The 18,455-nt window shown below is 73.3% G+C and carries 15 protein-coding genes; 8 read left to right on the forward strand and 7 right to left on the reverse strand.

The window, feature by feature from the left end:
* The first annotated feature begins 47 nt into the window (after positions 1-47).
* The 4 genes from ACH4ZA_RS30510 to ACH4ZA_RS30525 all read left to right on the forward strand — a co-directional run bounded on the left by ACH4ZA_RS30510 (position 48) and on the right by ACH4ZA_RS30525 (position 5,190).
* Positions 48-428: an MmcQ/YjbR family DNA-binding protein gene (locus ACH4ZA_RS30510; protein WP_398432549.1), complete on the forward strand. Its 381-nt coding sequence runs from the start codon at positions 48-50 to the stop codon at positions 426-428.
* Positions 429-547: 119 nt separating this feature from the next.
* Positions 548-1,720 (forward strand): CaiB/BaiF CoA transferase family protein, encoded by a 1,173-nt coding sequence (locus tag ACH4ZA_RS30515; RefSeq protein WP_398432550.1) that lies wholly within the window; start codon positions 548-550, stop codon positions 1,718-1,720.
* Positions 1,721-1,757: 37 nt separating this feature from the next.
* Complete coding sequence (locus ACH4ZA_RS30520) at positions 1,758-2,972, forward strand: acetyl-CoA C-acetyltransferase (protein WP_306947330.1); 1,215 nt, start codon at positions 1,758-1,760, stop codon at positions 2,970-2,972.
* A gap of 40 nt (positions 2,973-3,012) precedes the next feature.
* On the forward strand, positions 3,013-5,190 hold the full coding sequence (locus ACH4ZA_RS30525; RefSeq protein ID WP_398432551.1) for a 3-hydroxyacyl-CoA dehydrogenase NAD-binding domain-containing protein: 2,178 nt from the start codon (positions 3,013-3,015) through the stop codon (positions 5,188-5,190).
* Between the two features lie 12 nt (positions 5,191-5,202).
* Here the strand turns inward: ACH4ZA_RS30525 and ACH4ZA_RS30530 are convergent, their stop codons facing one another.
* On the reverse strand, positions 5,203-5,916 hold the full coding sequence (locus ACH4ZA_RS30530; RefSeq protein ID WP_398432582.1) for a MerR family transcriptional regulator: 714 nt from the start codon (positions 5,914-5,916) through the stop codon (positions 5,203-5,205).
* A 127-nt stretch (positions 5,917-6,043) separates the two neighbouring features.
* Between ACH4ZA_RS30530 and ACH4ZA_RS30535 the strand changes: the two genes are divergently transcribed.
* Positions 6,044-6,526 (forward strand): macro domain-containing protein, encoded by a 483-nt coding sequence (locus ACH4ZA_RS30535; protein WP_398432552.1) that lies wholly within the window; start codon positions 6,044-6,046, stop codon positions 6,524-6,526.
* A gap of 5 nt (positions 6,527-6,531) precedes the next feature.
* A complete protein-coding gene (locus ACH4ZA_RS30540) occupies positions 6,532-7,482 on the forward strand; it encodes a PfkB family carbohydrate kinase (protein WP_398432553.1) in 951 nt (316 codons plus the stop codon).
* A 43-nt stretch (positions 7,483-7,525) separates the two neighbouring features.
* On the opposite strand, the gene ACH4ZA_RS30545 is transcribed toward ACH4ZA_RS30540, so the two are convergent.
* Positions 7,526-7,705 carry a hypothetical protein gene (locus tag ACH4ZA_RS30545; RefSeq protein ID WP_306947325.1) on the reverse strand — a complete coding sequence of 60 codons (180 nt, stop codon included), beginning with the start codon at positions 7,703-7,705 and terminating at the stop codon, positions 7,526-7,528.
* Positions 7,706-7,820: 115 nt separating this feature from the next.
* Positions 7,821-9,314 (reverse strand): M1 family metallopeptidase, encoded by a 1,494-nt coding sequence (locus ACH4ZA_RS30550; protein WP_398432554.1) that lies wholly within the window; start codon positions 9,312-9,314, stop codon positions 7,821-7,823.
* 233 nt (positions 9,315-9,547) lie between these two features.
* Here ACH4ZA_RS30550 and ACH4ZA_RS30555 point away from each other — a divergent pair, with 233 nt between their 5' ends.
* Positions 9,548-11,524, forward strand: a complete 1,977-nt coding sequence (locus ACH4ZA_RS30555) for a Xaa-Pro dipeptidyl-peptidase (RefSeq protein WP_398432555.1) — start codon at positions 9,548-9,550, stop codon at positions 11,522-11,524.
* 70 nt (positions 11,525-11,594) lie between these two features.
* Here the strand turns inward: ACH4ZA_RS30555 and ACH4ZA_RS30560 are convergent, their stop codons facing one another.
* A complete protein-coding gene (locus tag ACH4ZA_RS30560) occupies positions 11,595-12,551 on the reverse strand; it encodes an FAD-dependent oxidoreductase (protein WP_398432556.1) in 957 nt (318 codons plus the stop codon).
* A gap of 122 nt (positions 12,552-12,673) precedes the next feature.
* Between ACH4ZA_RS30560 and ACH4ZA_RS30565 the strand changes: the two genes are divergently transcribed.
* Complete coding sequence (locus ACH4ZA_RS30565; RefSeq protein WP_398432557.1) at positions 12,674-14,314, forward strand: ABC-F family ATP-binding cassette domain-containing protein; 1,641 nt, start codon at positions 12,674-12,676, stop codon at positions 14,312-14,314.
* Positions 14,315-14,329: 15 nt separating this feature from the next.
* Here ACH4ZA_RS30565 and ACH4ZA_RS30570 read toward each other — a convergent pair whose 3' ends face one another.
* The 3 genes from ACH4ZA_RS30570 to ACH4ZA_RS30580 form a co-directional block, all read right to left on the reverse strand.
* Positions 14,330-14,896: a putative glycolipid-binding domain-containing protein gene (locus ACH4ZA_RS30570; RefSeq protein ID WP_398432558.1), complete on the reverse strand. Its 567-nt coding sequence runs from the start codon at positions 14,894-14,896 to the stop codon at positions 14,330-14,332.
* A gap of 72 nt (positions 14,897-14,968) precedes the next feature.
* Positions 14,969-17,368: a Tex family protein gene (locus ACH4ZA_RS30575; RefSeq protein WP_398432559.1), complete on the reverse strand. Its 2,400-nt coding sequence runs from the start codon at positions 17,366-17,368 to the stop codon at positions 14,969-14,971.
* 99 nt (positions 17,369-17,467) lie between these two features.
* Positions 17,468-18,217 (reverse strand): enoyl-CoA hydratase/isomerase family protein, encoded by a 750-nt coding sequence (locus ACH4ZA_RS30580; RefSeq protein WP_398432560.1) that lies wholly within the window; start codon positions 18,215-18,217, stop codon positions 17,468-17,470.
* Positions 18,218-18,455 lie beyond the last annotated feature (238 nt).

Genomic DNA, 18,455 nt, shown 5'->3' on the forward strand with positions numbered 1-18,455 from the left:
GCTAGCGTGAGGAGTGCGGAGGCCGACGACGAGCCCGGAGGCAGCAGGTGACCGTGGACCGCAATGCCCTGAAGAAGTGGGAGAAAGTGCGCGCGTTCGCGCTCGGACTGCCGGGTGCGGCCGAGGAGTTCCCCTGGGGCGAGAGTGTGGCCAAGGTGAACGGCAAGGTGTTCGTCTTCCTCGGCGTGGACGACGGCAGTCACCCGCTGGGCGTCACCCTCAAGCTCGTGGACGGGACCGCGCACGCCCACGCGCTGGCCGCGCCCGGCGCGGAGCCCGCCGGATACGGCCTCGGCCGGTCGGGCTGGGTGCGCCTCCCGCTGCAGGAGAAGGGCGCTCCCTCGGCCGGGCTGCTCTGCGACTGGGTGGAGGAGAGCTACCGCACCATCGCCCCCCGACGGCTCATATCGGAGCTGGAGACGCGCTGAGCCGTAGGCCGCCGCGCCGGGAACCGGCTAAGCGCTTGCTCGCCCCGCTCTTGTGTCCATGGCGACACGTTCTTAGCATCACTGGTGTTACATCGGTTGTGTCACAGCGAGGGGACCGGATGACGACGGCACGGACGACCGGGCACGGCCCGCTGGCCGGCGTGCGCGTGCTGGAGCTCGCCGGGATCGGGCCGGGCCCCTTCGCGGGCATGCTGCTGGCCGATCTCGGCGCCGACGTGGTCCGGGTGGACCGCCCCGGCGGCCAGGCTCTCGGCATCGACCCGGCCCACGACGTGACCAACCGCAACAAGCGCTCGGTCGTCGTGGACCTCAAGGCGCCGGACGGCCCCGCGCGCGTGCTCGACCTCGCCGCCCGCGCGGACGTGCTGATCGAGGGCAACCGCCCGGGCGTCGCCGAGCGGCTCGGCGTCGGCCCCGGGGACTGCCACGCCCGCAACCCCCGACTGGTCTACGGCCGGATGACCGGCTGGGGCCAGGAGGGCCCGCTCGCCCACCGCGCCGGGCACGACATCGCCTACATCGCCCTCACCGGCGCCCTGGGCCTGATCGGCCCCCCGGACGCACCCCCGCCGGCCCCCGCCAACCTGCTCGGCGACTACGCGGGCGGCTCCCTCTACCTCGTCGTCGGCGTCCTCGCGGCGCTGCACCACGCGCGCGAGAGCGGCGTCGGCCAGGTCGTCGACGCGGCCATCGTGGACGGCGCCGCCCACCTCTCCGCGATGATCCACGGCATGCTCGCGGCCGGCGGATGGCAGGACCGCCGCGGCGCCAACCTGCTCGACGGGGGCTGCCCCTACTACGGCGTCTACGAGACCGCCGACGGCGGCTACATGGCCGTCGGCGCGCTGGAGCCGCAGTTCTACGACGCGTTCGTGGACCTCCTGGGCCTCAGTGGGGATCTCCGTGACGCCCGCAAGGACTGGACGCGCTGGGCAGAGCTGCGCGAAGCCGTCGCCGCCCGCTTCCGCACCCGCACCCGCGACGCGTGGACGGCGGTCTTCGAGGGCTCCGACGCGTGCGTGGCGCCGGTGCTGTCGCTGCGCGAGGCACCGCACCACCCGCACCTGGCGGCCCGCGGCACCTTCATCGACCACGGCGGCATCACCCAGCCCGCCCCGGCGCCCCGGTTCTCCGCGACCCCGACGGCCGTCCGCACCGGCCCGGCACGGCCCGGCGCCGACACGCACCGGGTGGCCCGTGACTGGGACATACCGGAGCTCGCGCCCGACCCCGAGCAGCCCCTCCCCAACACCGTGGCACGGGGCGACTGACCCGCCCGGCCCGGCCCACCCTCCCGAAAGGCCCCCAGTGAGCACCGAAGCGTATGTGTACGACGCGATCCGCACCCCGCGCGGGCGCGGCAAGGCGAACGGCTCCCTGCACGGAACCAAGCCCATCGACCTGGTCGTCGGCCTCATCCACGAACTCCGCGACCGCTTCCCCGGCCTGGACCCGGCCGCGATCGACGACATCGTGCTCGGCGTGGTCAGCCCCGTGGGCGACCAGGGCTCCGACATCGCGCGCACCGCCGCGATCGCGGCCGGCCTGCCGGACACGGTGGCGGGCGTACAGGAGAACCGCTTCTGCGCCTCGGGTCTGGAAGCCGTCAACCTGGCCGCCATGAAAGTCCGCTCCGGCTGGGAGGACCTCGTCCTCGCGGGCGGCGTCGAGTCGATGTCCCGGGTGCCGATGGCCTCGGACGGCGGCGCCTGGTTCAACGACCCGATGACCAACCTGGGCGTCAACTTCGTACCGCAGGGCATCGGCGCCGACCTCATCGCCACGATCGAGGGCTTCTCCCGGCGCGACGTCGACGAGTACGCCGCCCTGTCGCAGGAGCGGGCGGCGACGGCCTGGAAGGAGGGCCGCTTCGACCGCTCCGTCGTCCCGGTGCGGGACCGCAGCGGGCTCGTCGTCCTCGACCACGACGAGCACCCCCGCCCCGGCACCACGGCGGATTCGCTCGCCAAGCTGAAGCCCTCCTTCGCCGACATCGGCGAACTGGGCGGGTTCGACGCCGTGGCGCTGCAGAAGTACCACTGGGTGGAGAAGATCGACCACGTCCACCACGCGGGCAACTCCTCCGGCATCGTCGACGGCGCCTCCCTGGTCGCCATCGGCACGCGGGAGGTCGGCGAGCGCCACGGGCTCACCCCGCGCGCGCGGATCGTCTCCGCGGCCGTCTCCGGCTCCGAGCCGACGATCATGCTCACCGGTCCCGCGCCCGCCACCCGCAAGGCCCTCGCCAAGGCCGGTCTGACCATCGACGACATCGACCTCGTCGAGATCAACGAGGCGTTCGCCGCGGTGGTCCTGCGCTTCGTCAAGGACATGGGCCTGTCCCTGGACAAGGTCAACGTCAACGGCGGCGCGATCGCGCTGGGCCACCCGCTCGGCGCCACCGGCGCGATGATCCTCGGCTCGCTCGTCGACGAACTGGAGCGCCAGGACAAGCGCTACGGCCTCGCCACCTTGTGCGTCGGCGGCGGCATGGGCATCGCCACCGTCGTCGAGCGCGTCTGACCACCCCAGCGGAACCCGAGACCTCTACGGAGAACCCGTCATGACACAGAGCACCACCATCCGCTGGGAACAGGACCGCACCGGCCTCGTCACCCTCGTCCTCGACGATCCCGACCAGTCGGCGAACACCATGAACGCGGCCTTCCGCGCCTCCCTGGCCGCGGTCGCCGATCGCCTGGAGGCCGAGAAGGACTCCGTCCGGGGCGTCATCCTCACCTCGGCGAAGAAGACCTTCTTCGCCGGCGGCGACCTGCGCGACCTCATCCGCGTCACCCCGGACACGGCCCAGGAGCTGCTGGACGGCGGACTGGAGATCAAGCGCAACCTCCGCCGCATCGAGACCCTCGGCAAGCCCGTCGTCGCCGCCCTGAACGGCGCGGCCCTCGGCGGCGGCTACGAACTCGCCCTCGCCTGCCACCACCGCATCGCGCTCGACGCGCCCGGGTCGAAGATCGGCTGCCCCGAGGTCACCCTCGGCCTGCTCCCCGGCGGCGGCGGCGTGGTGCGCACGGTCCGGCTGCTGGGCATCACCGACGCCCTCCTCAAGGTCCTCCTCAAGGGCACCCAGTACAGCCCGCGACGGGCCCTGGAGAACGGTCTGGTCGACGACGTCGCCACCACGCCCGAGGAACTGCTCGCCAAGGCGCGCGCCTTCATCGACGCGAACCCCGAGTCGCAGCAGCCGTGGGACAGGCCGGGCTACCGCATCCCGGGCGGCACCCCGTCGAACCCCCGGTTCGCCGCCAACCTGCCCGCGTTCCCGGCGAGCCTGCGCAAGGAGACCAACGGCGCCCCCTATCCCGCGCCGCGCAACATCCTCGCCGCGGCCGTCGAGGGCGCCCAGGTCGACTTCGAGACGGCGCAGGTCATCGAAGCCCGCTACTTCGTCGAGCTGGCCGCCGGGCAGACGTCGAAGAACATGATCCAGGCGTTCTTCTTCGACCTCCAGGCCGTCAACTCGGGCCTCAGCCGCCCCAAGGGCGTCGCACCCCGCCCGGTGCGCAGGGCGGCCGTCCTGGGCGCCGGGATGATGGGCGCCGGCATCGCCTACGCGTGCGCCCGCGCGGGCATCGACGTCGTCCTGAAGGACGTCTCCCTGGAGGCCGCCCTCAAGGGCAAGGCCTACTCGGAGAAGCTGTGCGCCAAGGCCGTCTCCCGCGGCCGCACGACCCAGGAGAAGGCGGACGCGCTCCTTACGCGCATCACGCCCACCGCGGACCCCGCCGACCTGGCCGGCTGCGACGCCGTCATCGAGGCCGTCTTCGAGGACACCGCCCTCAAGCACAAGGTGTTCCAGGAGATCGAGCAGGTCGTCGCCCCGGACGCCCTGCTGTGCTCCAACACCTCCACCCTGCCCATCACCGCCCTCGCCGAAGGGGTCGAGCGCCAGGAGGACTTCATCGGGCTGCACTTCTTCTCGCCCGTCGACAAGATGCCCCTGGTCGAGATCATCAAGGGCGGGCGCACCGGCGACGAGGCGCTCGCGCGCGCCTTCGACCTGGTGCGGCAGATCAAGAAGACGCCGATCGTCGTCAACGACTCGCGCGGTTTCTTCACCTCCCGGGTGATCGGCCACTTCATCAACGAGGGCGTCGCCATGGTCGGCGAGGGCATCGAGCCCGCCTCCGTGGAGCAGGCGGCCGCGCAGGCCGGCTACCCCGCCAAGGTGCTCTCCCTGATGGACGAGCTGACGCTCACCCTGCCGCAGAAGATCCGGCGGGAGTCGAGGCGGGCCGTCGAGGAGGCCGGCGGCGTCTGGACCGCGCACCCCGCCGAGGCCGTCATCGACCGTATGGTCGACGAGTTCGGCCGCACGGGGCGCAGCGGCGGCGCCGGCTTCTACGAGTACGGGGAGGACGGCGGGCGGGCCGGTCTGTGGCCGGGGCTGCGCGAGCACTTCACCCGCGCGGGCGCCGAGATCCCCTTCGAGGACATGCAGGAGCGCATGCTCTTCTCCGAGGCCCTCGACACCGTCAGGCTCGTCGAGGAGGGCGTCCTGACCTCCGTGGCCGACGCCAACATCGGGTCCCTCTTCGGCATCGGCTTCCCGGGCTGGACCGGAGGCGTGCTCCAGTACATCAACGGCTACGACGGCGGGCTGCCCGGCTTCGTGGCCCGCGCGCAGGAGCTCGCCGCACGCTACGGCGACCGCTTCACCCCGCCCGCGCTGCTGGTGGACAAGGCGCGACGGGGGGAGACCTTCACCGACGCGCGCTGAGCGCCCGGACCGTCACGGGGAGCCGTCCGCCGGCGGCTCCCCGAGCCACTCCCGCAGTTCCTCCGTGAGCGAGCGCTGGAAGGCCGTCAGCAGCGCCTGGACGACCAGCGGCTGCATGTGCGCCGACAGCGACCGCACCGCCTGTGCGTCGCGTTGCGGCGCCTCCTCGCGCAGCAGCCGCGACAGTTCGTGGGCCGCCGCGCGCGCGTGGTCGAGCAGGACGGTGCGCGCGGCGCGGATGGACTGCGGCGACAGCGGCACGTCGAGCAGCCGGACCCCCAGCCGCAGCAGGCCGGGGTCGACCCCGTACCCGTCGCCGTCGCGACGCACGACGTTCATCGCGACGAGCCGGTCCAGGTCCTCCTCGCCGAGCGTGCGTCCCGCCCGCCGCTGCAGTTCCTCCCGGGTCACCGTCTCCACCGCGTCCGGCGCCCAGGAGGCCACTACGGCCCGGTGCACGGCGAGGTCGTGTGCGTCGAGTCCGGGCGGCAGCCGGTCCAGGTAGCGCTCGATCGCCGCGAGCGTCAGCCCCTGCCCGCGCAACTCCTCGATCAGCGCCAGGCGTGCGAGGTGCGCGGCGCCGTAAAGCCCCACCCGGCGCGGTCCGAGGACCGGGGGCGGGAGCAGTCCCTTGGTGCCGTAGAAGCGCACCGTGCGCACCGTGACACCGGCGCGTGCGGCCAGCTCGTCGACCGTGAGGGCCGGCTCCTCGGTCTCGCTCGTCATGTGCAGCAGTATCGCTGTCACACCGGGACGGTCAAACCCGTGCACACCGCAGGGACCGCCGCGGCGAGCGCGTCGGGAGCAGCGAACGCCCTGCCTCGATGTCGGTGGCGTCGCCTACGGTGGCGTCATGGGGGAGATCACATATGTCCGGGGCGACGCCACCGTGCCGTCGGTGAAGGGCGTCAAGATCGTCGCGCATGTCTGCAACGACATCGGGGGGTGGGGGAAGGGCTTCGTCCTCGCGCTGTCCCGCCGCTGGCCCGAGCCGGAGGCGGCCTACCGCGCCTGGCACCGGGGCCGCGCCGCCAACGACTTCGCTCTGGGCGCTCTCCAGCTCGTCCAGGTGGAGCCGTACGTGTGGGTCGCCAACATGATCGGCCAGCGCGGCGTGCGCACGGGCAGCAAGGGCGTCCCCGTGCGGTACGAGGCCATCGACGCGGCGCTGGCCCGGCTGGCCGGCCCGGCACGGGAACTCCGGGCGTCCGTGCACATGCCGCGGATAGGCTGCGGCCTGGCCGGGGGCACCTGGTCCCGTGTCGAGCCGCTCGTCGTCGAGCGTCTCGTGCGGCGGGGCGTCGCGGTGACGGTGTACGACCACGGGGAGGGCTAGCGCACATGGGCGCATCGACCGACAGACACATCGACGGCGCCGACGGCGTCGAGGACATCGGCGCCATCGACGTGCTGGTTCTCGGCGGGGCCGGCGTGGACACGATCGTGTACGTGCCGGAGCTGCCGCTCCCGTACGCCGACAGCTACATGATCGACAGCGGGATCCGCGCCCGCGCCGGACAGACCGGCGACTTCGTCGCCCTGGGCCTCGCCGCCCTCGGCCTGCGCACCCACCATCTCGACTTCCTCGGCGACGACCCCGAGGGCGACCTGGTCCGCGCCCTGCACGACGAGCACGGCATCGCCCTCACCGCGATCCCGCAGCCCGCCGGCACCAAGCGCGCGGTCAACCTGGTCGGACCGGACGGCCGACGGCTTTCGCTGTACGACACCAGCCGTGGGCGAGCGGACGACCGCTTCCCGGAGGACGCCCTGCGCCGGCTCGCCGCGGCGAGCCGCCACGTGCACGTGTCCATCACGCAGCCCTGCGCCGAGGCGCTGCCGATCCTGCGCGAGACGGGCGTCGGCATCTCCACCGACCTGCACAACTGGGACGGCGAGAACCCCTACCAGGCGGCCTTCGCCCATGAGGCGGACGTCGTGTTCGTCTCCGCGACCGCCCTGCCGGACCCGCGGGCGACCATGCGCCGCATCGCCGAGCGCGGCCGCGCCGAAGCGGTCGTCGCCACCGCCGGAGCCGAGGGGGCGTACCTGCTGGCGGACGGCGAGCTGACGCACGTACCCGCCGCCGCCCCGCCCGGACCGGTGGTCGACTCCAACGGCGCGGGCGACGCCTTCGCCGCCGCCTTCCTCTTCGGTCGTCTGGCCGGCGAACCGCCCCGCCGGTGCGCCGAGTTCGGGGCCCTGGCGGGCGCGTACGCGTGCACGGTGCCGGCCACGGAGAGCGCCGCCCTGCCCCACGCCGAGCTGCTGGCACGGGCGGGCGGCCGCTGACCGCGATGGCGTCGCCGGCGTCAGGTCAGACGCAGGTCCTACGTCAGTTCTGCTTGCGTCTCGCAGCGCTGAGGCCGACCACCCCGACGAGGGCGACGATCGCGCCCAGCAGGGTCAGCACGGGGATGCCGCCGATGAGGCCGACGGCCATCACCACCGCCCCGATCAGCGGCACCACCCTCCACACGCCCAGACCCTCGTTGCCGTTCCGTGCAGCAGCCATGACCGCCCCCGCTCTCTTCGCAGTTCCTGCACGGCTTGATACCCACAGCCGCCGTGAATCAGACAGGAGTTCGCGGGTTTCCGGCATCGAGGGCAGAGCAGATGCCGACCGGCGCTCAGTGCGCGTGGACGTCGTTCGTCGCCGCGATCTTCTTCCAGGACTTCGGCTGCGCGGGAGCGGCCGCCGCCCTCGCGGCCGCCGCCGTCCGCGCCGTCGAGGCCGCCGGCTTCGACGGCTGGAACAGCCACGCGTCGAACAGGGCGCCCAGCTGCCTGCCCGAGACCCGCTCGGCGTATCGCACGAAATCGGAGACCGTCGCGTTGCCGTAGGCGTGCTCCCGAGGCCAGCCCTTGAGGACGGCGAAGAAGGAGTCGTCGCCGATCGCGTCGCGCAGCGCCTGCACCGCGAGCGCGCCCCGGTCGTACACGGCGATGTCGAACTGGTTCTGCGGACCCGGATCGCCGGGCTTCACCGTCCAGAACGCGTCGTCGGCCGGATGCGAGGCGTACACGTAGTCCGCGAGCTCACGGGCCGTGCCCTCGTCCTCGTGCTCGGACCACAGCCACTGCGCGTACCGCGCGAAGCCCTCGTTCAGCCAGATGTCCTTCCATCCGGCGACGGACACGAAGTCGCCGTACCACTGGTGGGCCAGTTCGTGCACCACCACCGAGGTGTTGGAACCGCCGGCGAACTGCCGCGGACTGTAGAAGGGCCGGGTCTGAGTCTCCAGGGCGTACCCGGTGGTCGTGTTCGGCACGTACCCGCCGAGCGCGTCGAAGGGGTAGGGCCCGAGGTACCCGCTCAGCCAGTCGGCGATCTCCCCGGTCCGCTCGACGCTCGCCCGCGCCGCGCCCGCGTTGGCGCCCAGATCCCTGCTGTACGCGTTGACGACCGGAATGCCGCTCTCGGTCGTGCCGGTGGTGAGGTCGAACCGGCCGACGGCGAGCGTGGCGAGGTAGGTGGCCTGCGGCTTGCCGGAGCGCCAGTTGAAGCGGGTCCAGCCGGCCCGTGAACTCGTCGACTGCAGCGTGCCGTTGGAGAGCGCCTGCGTGCCGTCGGGCACCTGCACGGACACGTCGTAGGTGGCCTTGTCGAGCGGGTGGTCGTTGCTCGGGAACCACCACCAGGCCGCCTCGGGCTCGTTCGCGCCGATCCCGCCGTCCGGGGTGCGGTGCCAGCTGGTGAAGCCGTACGCCTGCTTCGAGGACGGGACGCCGCGGTAGCGGACCACCACGGTGACCGCGGCCCCCTCGGCCAGCGGCTTCCTCGGCGTGATCTCCAGCTCGTGCTCGCCGGACGTCGCGAACGCCGCCACCGCGCCGTCGACCCTCACCTCGCTCACGTCGAGCAGGAAGTCCAGGTCGAACCGCGACAGTTCCTGCGTGGTCTTCGCCAGGATCGTCGCCGTGCCCTCCAGCTCGTCCGTGGCCGGCTGGTACTTCAGCCGCAGGTCGTAGTGGGAGACGTCGTAGCCGCCGTTGCCGTACGCCGGATAGTAGGGGTCGCCGATGCCCGGGGCGCCGGCGGAGCCGCTCGCGGCCGACGCCGGGATCGCCAGCAGGACGGAGGCGGCGGCGAGTGCGCCGGGCGCGGTGAGTCTGCGGTGCACGTGAACTCCAAGTCGTAGAGGAGCGCAGTCCGTTCGGAGCCTATGGACTCCCTGTGCCTCAGGACCTGCCCGACACCGCTCCTGTCACACGATCGCCATTCGGCCGTCACGAGCCGCCCGCCCCGGCGCGCACGGTCCCGGCGGGCGCGTCGGCGCGCACTTCCCTCACGCTGTGCACCGCCGCCTCATCTGCCCTCTTCTGCACGGGAGTTGACGCGAGTACCGTCCCGCGCATGTGGACACGCATGCGCTTCACGACCTGGAGACCGCTCGCCACCGCCGTCATCACCCTCCTGGTGGCCGCCTTCCTCACCCCGGCCGCGGCCCACGGCGCCCCCCGGGAGAGCCGCCCCGTCTACTCCTATGAGAACGCCGTGCGCGAGGCCGTCTGGGTCGACACCGGACTCGACGCCGACGGCGACGGCCGGCACGACCGCGTCGCCGTCGACATCGTCCGGCCCCGTGAACCCACCGCGCAGGGCCGCAAAGTGCCCGTGATCATGGAAGCCAGCCCCTACTACTCCTGCTGCGGACGCGGCAACGAGAGCCAACTCAAGACCTACGACGCCGAGGGCCGCGTCGTCCGGATGCCGCTGTTCTACGACAACTACTTCGTGCCGCGGGGCTACGCCTTCGTCGGCGTCGACCTGGCCGGAACCAATCGCTCCGACGGCTGCGAGGACGTCGGCGGCCGCGGCGAGGTCCGGTCCGCGAAGGCGGTCGTCGACTGGCTGAACGGCCGCGCCAAGGGCTACACCACCCGCACCGGCGGCACGACCGCCAAGGCGAGCTGGACCAACGGCCGCACCGGCATGATCGGCAAGAGCTGGGACGGCACCATCGCCAACGCCGTCGCCGCGACCGGAGTGAAGGGGCTGCGCACCATCGTCCCCATCGCCGCCATCTCCTCCTGGTACGACTACTACTTCGCCCAGGGCGCGCCCCTCTACGACTCCGGCCCCGACGCCCTCGCCGACTACGTGAGCAGCCCCGACGCCCGCGCCCGGTGCACCGCCGTCCAGCGCCGGCTCGTCGACGGGGCCCCGCGCACCGGCGACCGGACGCCGTTGTGGACCGAGCGCGACTACGTCAAGGACGCGCACAAGGTGCGGGCCAGCGTCTTCCTCGTGCACGGCATGCAGGACCTCAACGTCCGCACCAAGAACTTCGGCCAGTGGTGGGACGCCCTCGCCGAGAACGGCGTGCATCGCAAGATCTGGCTCTCCCAGACCGGCCACGTCGACCCCTTCGACTTCCGTCGCGCCGCCTGGGTCGACACCCTGCACCGCTGGTTCGACCACGAACTGCTCGGCTACGACAACGGCATCGACCGCGAGCCCATGGCCGACGTCGAACGCCACCCCGACCAGTGGGTCACCTCGACGTCCTGGCCGCCGCGCGGCACACAGCCCACGACCCTGCGCCCGGCCCCCGGCGACCGCCCGGGCGTCGGCACGCTGGGCCTGCGAAGGAGCAGCGGCGCCGCGGCCTTCACCGACGACCCGCAGCGCACCGAGACCGACTGGGCCGCACAGGCCGGCGCACCGACGCCCGACAAGGCGGGCTTCCTCACCGGCGCCCTCACCCGGGACCTGCGGCTGTCCGGCTCCTCGAAGGTCACCGTCACCGCCACGCCCACCACCGCGACGGCCCACCTGAGCGCCGTCCTCGTCGACCTCGGACCCGACACGATCCGCGACTACGCGGCGGCCGGCGAGGGGGTCACCACCCTCGCCGACCGCACCTGCTGGGGCGCGAGCACCGCCGGCGACAGCGCCTGCTTCAAGAGGACGAAGGCCGCGACGGTCGACGTCGGCGCCACCGTCGTCAGCCGGGGCTGGGCCGACCTCGGGACCTGGGCCGACCCCGGCAAGGGCGTGCCGCTGACCCCGGGCAGGGCCTACACCATCACCCTGGACCTCGCGGCCACCGACCACGTCGTACCGGCCGGCCACCGCCTCGCGCTGATCGTCGCGGGGACCGACAAGGATCTCATCGACCCGCCCGCCGACCGGCCGACCCTCACGCTGGACCTGGCCCGCACCTCGGCCCGGGTCCCCGTGGTGGGCGGCGCGAAGGCGTTCGCCGCAGCGACGGCGGGATCACGGGCGGCCGGCGCCCCGTACGCCGACCCGCACTCCGCGCCGCACGCCGTTCCGTCGGCCGAGGGAACCGCCGGCCCGCCGAGGAGCGCCGTCCGGATCCCGTGACGGTCCGGCCGCGGGGCGCTTCGGGATCCGGCCGTCGGGCCGGGGAGCGCGCACCGGCGTCCGTGATCCGTCAGGAGGAGGCGGCCAGCGCGGCCGCCTCCTGGGCGCATCCCCAGGCGACGGTGACGCCCGCACCGCCGTGGCCGTAGTTGTGGATCACCGCGCGGCCGTCGGGCAGCGTCTGCCGCTCCAGCCGTACCGCCGGCCGGGCAGGCCGCAGGCCCACCCGGTGCTCCAGGATCCGCGCGCCCGCCACCTCGGGCCGCAGCGCGGCGCACCGCCGCACGATCGCCTCCGCCTCCGCCGGGTCCGGCTCCAGGGACCACACGCCGTCCTCGGCCGTGCCGCCCAGCAGCAGCCGCCCCGGCTGGGGGAAGAGGTAGGCCGTCGCCCCGTCCGGGGCGGTGGAGACCAGCCAGGTCCGCAGCCCCGGGTTCTCCACGACGACCAGCTGCCCGCGCACCGGCCGCACCGTGGGGTCCGCGACCAGGGCACGGGCGCCGAGGCCGGTGCAGTTGACGACGACCGGTGCGTCCACCGCCGTCAGATCGGACACGACCCGCTGCTCGACCGTGCCGCCCGCCCGCAGCAGCCGCTCCCGCAGCCACGGCAGGTGAGCCGCCATGTCGATGAGCGGCAGCCGCGTCCACAGGGCGCTCCCGGCCGGGTGCTCCCGCGCGGTGGCCCGCCGCAGCACGGACAGCCGGCCCGCCGCCCAGCGCTCGACGTCCGCCGGGTCCGCCGGGCTCATGGCCCCCTCGACCAGCCGCACCCCGTTCTCCTCGGGCCGCCCGGCCAGCTCCTCGTACACCTCCAGCGAGCGCAGCGCCCACGCGCGCGCCGACGCCATCGGCTCGATGTGGTACGGCCACCACAGCGCGCCCGCGACAGCCGAGGTGGTCCGCTCCACGGGGTCCCGCGTCCACACCCGGACCCGGCGGCCCCGCTCGGCGAGGACGACCGCCGTCGCCAGCCCGATGACCCCGCCGCCGACCACGACGACCTCGCCGCTCACCTGAGTGCCCACGCGCGGACGGTAACCGATCGGGCCCCGCCGCGGCGACCGGACCGACCGCGTGGACCGGACCGACTCCGGCGGCCGGACACCGGCGTCCCGGCCGGCGCACGCGCACTAGGATCTGCTGTCTGATGACTGCCACTCTCGTCGCCAAGAACCTCGCCGCCGGGCACGGCGACCGCTCCCTCTTCTCCGGGCTCGACCTCGTGGTCGCCCCCGGGGACGTGATCGGGCTGGTCGGCGCCAACGGCGCGGGCAAGTCCACCCTGCTGAAGCTGCTCGCCGGGCTCACCGCGCCCGAGCAGGGCGAGCTCAGGCTGTCCCCGCCGACCGCGACCGTCGGCCATCTTCCCCAGGAACCGGAGCGCCGCCCCGGCGAGAGCGTGCGCGAGTTCCTCGCCCGCCGCACCGGCGTCGCCGAGGCGCAGCGCACGATGGACGAGGCGACCCAGGCCCTGGTCGACGGGGCGCCCGGCGCCGACGACGCCTACGCGACGAGCCTGGAGCGCTGGCTCGACCTCGGCGGCGCCGACCTCGACGAGCGTGCCGAGGAGGTCGCCGACTCGCTGGGGCTCGGCGTGGACCTCGACCAGCCGATGACGTCCCTGTCCGGCGGCCAGGCCGCCCGCGCGGGACTCGCCTCCCTCCTCCTGTCCCGCTACGACGTCTTCCTGCTCGACGAGCCGACCAACGACCTCGACCTGGACGGGCTGGAGCGCCTCGAACGATTCGTGACCGGTCTGCGCGCCGGCACCGTCGTCGTCAGCCACGACCGCGAGTTCCTCACCCGCACGGTCACCAAGGTCCTCGAACTGGACCTGGCGCAGCAGCAGATCAACCTCTACGGCGGCGGCTACGACGCCTATCTGGAGGAGCGGGACGTGTCCCGACGGCATGCCCGCGAGGACTTCGAGGAGTACGCCGACAAGAAGGCCGCCCTCCAGGACCGGGCGCAGACCCAGCGCTCCTGGATGGACAAGGGCGTGAAGAACGCGCGCCGCAAGGCGGGCAACGACAACGACAAGATCGGCCGCAAGTTCCGCAGCGAGGCCAGCGAGAAGCAGGCCGCGAAGGCGCGGCAGACCCAGCGCATGATCGAGCGTCTGGAGGTCGTCGAGGAGCCGCGCAAGGAGTGGGAGCTGCGCATGGAGATCGCGGCCGCCCCGCGCTCCGGAGCGGTGGTCGCCTCGCTGCGCGACGCCCAGGTGCTCCGCGGCGGCTTCACGTTCGGTCCGGTGACGCTGCAGATCGACTGGGCCGACCGGGTCGCGGTGACCGGCGCGAACGGCGCGGGCAAGTCCACCCTCCTCGGGGCGCTGCTCGGCCGGGTCCCGCTGGACGCCGGACACGCGGCCCTGGGTTCGGGCGTCCTGGTCGGCGAGGTCGACCAGGCGCGGGCGCTCTTCCACGGCACGGAGGCGCTGCTGGAGGCCTTCCGCGCCGCCGTCCCCGACACCGAGCCGGTCGAGGTGCGCACCCTGCTCGCCAAGTTCGGCCTGAAGTCGGACCATGTCATGCGCCCGGCGGCGACCCTGTCGCCCGGCGAGCGCACCCGTGCCGCTCTTGCGCTGCTCCAGGGGCGGGGCGTCAACCTCCTGGTCCTCGATGAGCCGACCAACCACCTCGACCTGCCGGCCATCGAACAGCTGGAGTCGGCCCTCGACGCCTACGAGGGCACCCTCCTGCTCGTCACCCACGACCGGCGCATGCTGGACGCGGTCCACGTCACGCGCCGCCTGGAGGTCGCGGACGGCAAGGTGACCGAGCGGTAGCCGCCGGGAGGTCCGTCACCCCAGCCGGGTGGCGATCCCCGGGTAGTCCAGGACGTACCCGTCCGGGTCGAAGACGATGTCGCTGCGGAAGCTCCCCGAGGCGTACCGGACCACCGCGCCGCCGTCCCCGGCCGCTCCGAGACGCGTGTACGTCTGCCACGACGGCCGCACGGTCAGCGCGGGCACCGAGACCCAGGCCATCAGGAACCGGCGCTCGCCCGCCTGCCGGTGCAGCCCGTGCCGCAGCACCGGCATGGTGTTGGTGAGCGGGCACAGGCCCAGGTCGCAGTCGAGGGCCTCCCCGAAGCCGGGGAGGCGCTCCCCGGCGGCCGTCCAGCCGCCCCGTCCGTCGTGCCGCAGGTCGAGGGACCGGGTGCGCGCGGCCGTCTCGACCGTGACCCGCAGCCGGCGGGTCACGAACCCGTCGGCCGCGTCGAGCTCGTAGGACACCCAGTAGGGCTGCGGCGTCGTGCCGACCGCACGCCCCCGGGCCCGTAGCGAGCCGTCGCCCTGCTCGGCCCACGCGGTCTCGTAGCCGCGGCTCGCCGACACGCTCCAGCTGAGGACCCGGGAAGCACCCATGCGGCCACTGTACGAGCGGGCCGGGACCTGGGCGTCCGCCCGCGGTCCCGGCCCGCTCGTATCACCGCGTCGTCAGCGTGTGCCCTTCTTCGGGTCGGCCAGACCCGCCCGGCGCAGTGCGTCCGCCATCGCGCTGTTGGCCGGCGGCGGAGCCTGGCGCGAACCGCCGCCACCGCCGCCGCGCTGCCCGCCCTGCTGCCTCTGCTGCGGCGGTCGCCCGCCGCCGCGCTGCGCACGGCCGCCGCCCGAGGACTGCCCCTGACCGCCCTGCGGGGCCGCCTCGTCGTCGAGCCGGAGCGTCAGCGAGATCCGCTTGCGCGGGATGTCGACGTCGAGCACCTTCACCTTGACGATGTCGCCGGGCTTGACGACGTCCCGGGGGTCCTTGACGAACGTCTTCGACAGCGCGGAGACATGGGCCAGCCCGTCCTGGTGGACGCCGATGTCGATGAACGCCCCGAAGGCCGCCACGTTCGTCACCACGCCCTCCAGGACCATCCCGGAGGCCAGGTCGGAGATCTTCTCGACGCCCTCCTTGAAGGTCGCCGTCTTGAAGGCGGGCCGCGGGTCGCGCCCGGGCTTCTCCAGCTCCCTGAGGATGTCGGTGACGGTCGGCAGCCCGAACGTGTCGTCCACGAAGTCCGTGGGCCGCAGCGAGCGCAGGACGCCCGTGTTGCCGATCAGGGCCGCCACCTCCTGGCCGGAGGTCTTCACCATGCGCCGCACCACCGGGTACGCCTCGGGGTGCACGCTGGAGGAGTCGAGCGGGTCGGAGCCGCCGCGGATCCGCAGGAAGCCGGCGCACTGCTCGTACGCCTTGGGGCCGAGCCGGGCCACCTTCTTCAGCTCGGAGCGGGAGGTGAAGGGCCCGTTGGCGTCCCGGTGCGCCACGATGTTCTCGGCGAGACCCGAGGAGATGCCCGACACCCGCGACAGAAGCGGCGCCGAGGCCGTGTTGACGTCCACGCCGACGCCGTTCACACAGTCCTCCACCACCGCGTCCAGCGAACGCGACAGCTTCACCTCGGACAGGTCGTGCTGGTACTGGCCGACGCCGATCGACTTGGGGTCGATCTTCACCAGCTCGGCGAGCGGGTCCTGGAGCCGGCGGGCGATCGACACGGCGCCGCGCAGCGACACGTCCATGTCGGGCAGCTCCTGGGAGGCGAAGGCGGAGGCCGAGTACACGGACGCGCCCGCCTCGGACACCATCACCTTGGTGAGCTGCAGCTCCGGGTGCTTCGCGATGAGCTCACCGGCCAGCTTGTCGGTCTCGCGGGACGCGGTGCCGTTGCCGATGGCGACCAGGTCGACCGCGTGCTCCTTCGCCAGCCGCGCGAGCTTGGCGATCGCCTCGTCCCACTTGTTCGCCGGGACGTGCGGATAGATCACGTCCGTGGCGACGACCTTGCCGGTCGCGTCGACCACGGCGACCTTCACACCGGTGCGGAAGCCGGGGTCCAGGCCCAGCGTCGCGCGCGTGCCGGCCGGGGCGGCGAGCAGCAGGTCGCGGAGGTTGGCGGCGAAGACGTTCACGGCCTCGTCCTCGGCGGCCGTGCGCAGCCGCAGCCGCAGGTCGATGCCGAGATGGACCAGGATGCGGGTGCGCCACGCCCAGCGGACCGTGTCCGCCAGCCACCTGTCGGCCGGCCGGCCCCGGTCGGCGATGCCGAACCGGGCGGCGACGATGCCCTCGTACGAGGACGGGCCGGGCTGCTCGGAGGGCTCCTCCGGCTCCAGGACGAGGTCGAGGACCTCCTCCTTCTCGCCCCGCAGCATCGCCAGGATCCGGTGCGAGGGCAGCGCGGTGAACGGCTCGGCGAAGTCGAAGTAGTCGGCGAACTTCGCGCCCGCCTCCTGCTTGCCCTCGCGCACCCTGGCCGCCAGCCGCCCACGCGCCCACATGCGTTCGCGCAGCTCGCCGATCAGGTCGGCGTCCTCCGAGAACCGCTCGGTGAGGATCGCCCGCGCGCCGTCCAGCGCGGCCTGCGGGTCGGCGACGCCCTTGCCGGCGTCGACGAACGCGGCGGCGGCCGCGAGCGGGTCGACCGAGGCGTCCCCGAGCAGTCCCTCGGCGAGCGGTTCGAGACCCGCCTCGCGCGCGATCTGCGCCTTGGTGCGCCGCTTGGGCTTGAACGGGAGGTAGACGTCCTCGAGGCGCGCCTTGGTCTGCGCGCCGCGGATCTGCGCCTCGAGGGCGTCGGTGAGCTTGCCCTGCTCGCGGACCGATTCCAGGACCGCCGACCGTCGCTCCTCCAGCTCCCGCAGGTAGCGCAGCCGCTCCTCGAGCGTGCGCAGCTGCGCGTCGTCGAGCATCTCGGTCGCTTCCTTGCGGTAGCGGGCGATGAAGGGCACCGTCGAGCCGCCGTCGAGCAGCTCCACGGCGGCCCTGACCTGCCGCTCCCGTACGCCGAGCTCCTCGGCGATCCTGCCTTCGATGGATCCTGCTTCGATGGACCCGGGTGTCGTCACGATCCCGTACCGCCTTCTCCACTGAGGTTGCGCGGCAATTGTGGCAGGTGGCGCCGACAATCGGGGATCAGGGCGCGGCCATCGGGCCCCCGGCCCGTCTCATTGCGACGTGTTCCAGGTGAAGTGCGGCTCCCGGCGCTGCAGGAACGCGGCGACGCCTTCCGCGGTGTCGCCGTTGCCGCGCGCCTGCGCGCTCCAGTGGGCGTCCCGGTCGGTGCGGCCGTTCGCGAACTCCTTGGCCGCGGCCTGGGTCAGCTGCGAGCGCGACGTCAGCAGGCGGGTGAACTCGCCGACCCGCTCGTCGAGCGCGTCCGCGGGGAGCACCTCGTCGACGAGCCCGGTGCGCAGGGCCCGCCCGGCGTCGATCAATTCGCCGGAGAACAGCAGGTACTTGGCGGTGGCGGGCCCCACCAGGGACACCAGCCGCCGGGTGGCGGAGGACGGGTAGACGATCCCGAGCCGGGCCGGCGTCACCCCGAACAGCGCGCCCTCCTCGGCGAACCGCAGGTCGCAGGCGGCGGCGAGCTGGGCGCCGCCGCCCACGCAGTGCCCCCGCACGGCCGCCAGCGTGGGCTTCGGGAACGCCGCCAGGGCCTCCTCGGCCCGCACGGCCAGCGCCTGCGCCTCGTCCGGCGAGTCCTGCAGGGTGGAGATGTCGGCGCCCGCGCAGAAGGTGCCGCCGGCGCCTGTCAGCACGAGCGCCCGGACGGCGGGGTCGGCGGCCAGGGCGTCCAGCAGCGGGGGCAGCCCCGCCCACATCGCGGCCGTCATGGCATTGCGCTTCGCGGGGTGGTGCAGGACGACGGTGGCGACCGCGTCCGTGACGCCGTGCAGCAGTTCGGGCTCCATGCCCGGATGCTAACCAGCCCGGTCGTTGCCATGATCGGGCCCCCCGACGGGGGCGGCGCCTGTGGTGGGGGCGAAAGGAGCCAAACCGGGAAGAGCGTCGCCGCCGGACCCGTACGACCCGAAGAGGGCGCGAAGGTGGCGTGAACGCGAAAGAAACGGTCCTGCGGTCGCCGCGGTCTCCCGGATGCGGTCGAAAACGCTCGATAATCGCTGACTTCTGTTCAGTCATCCGAAGGGG

It is taken from the genome of Streptomyces sp. NPDC020597, from assembly GCF_044335095.1.
Lineage (GTDB): Bacteria > Actinomycetota > Actinomycetes > Streptomycetales > Streptomycetaceae > Streptomyces.

Excerpts from the sequence above, each read along its gene's own strand:
- ACH4ZA_RS30530 (WP_398432582.1), bottom strand. The coding sequence starts at position 5,916 with ATGACGAGCGAGACCGAGGAGCCGGCCCTCACGGTCGACGAGCTGGCC.
- ACH4ZA_RS30535 (WP_398432552.1), top strand. The coding sequence starts at position 6,044 with ATGGGGGAGATCACATATGTCCGGGGCGACGCCACCGTGCCGTCGGTG.
- ACH4ZA_RS30545 (WP_306947325.1), bottom strand. The coding sequence starts at position 7,705 with ATGGCTGCTGCACGGAACGGCAACGAGGGTCTGGGCGTGTGGAGGGTG.
- ACH4ZA_RS30515 (WP_398432550.1), top strand. The coding sequence starts at position 548 with ATGACGACGGCACGGACGACCGGGCACGGCCCGCTGGCCGGCGTGCGC.
- ACH4ZA_RS30580 (WP_398432560.1), bottom strand. The coding sequence starts at position 18,217 with ATGGAGCCCGAACTGCTGCACGGCGTCACGGACGCGGTCGCCACCGTC.
- ACH4ZA_RS30540 (WP_398432553.1), top strand. The coding sequence starts at position 6,532 with ATGGGCGCATCGACCGACAGACACATCGACGGCGCCGACGGCGTCGAG.
- ACH4ZA_RS30565 (WP_398432557.1), top strand. The coding sequence starts at position 12,674 with ATGACTGCCACTCTCGTCGCCAAGAACCTCGCCGCCGGGCACGGCGAC.
- ACH4ZA_RS30525 (WP_398432551.1), top strand. The coding sequence starts at position 3,013 with ATGACACAGAGCACCACCATCCGCTGGGAACAGGACCGCACCGGCCTC.
- ACH4ZA_RS30570 (WP_398432558.1), bottom strand. The coding sequence starts at position 14,896 with ATGGGTGCTTCCCGGGTCCTCAGCTGGAGCGTGTCGGCGAGCCGCGGC.
- ACH4ZA_RS30555 (WP_398432555.1), top strand. The coding sequence starts at position 9,548 with ATGTGGACACGCATGCGCTTCACGACCTGGAGACCGCTCGCCACCGCC.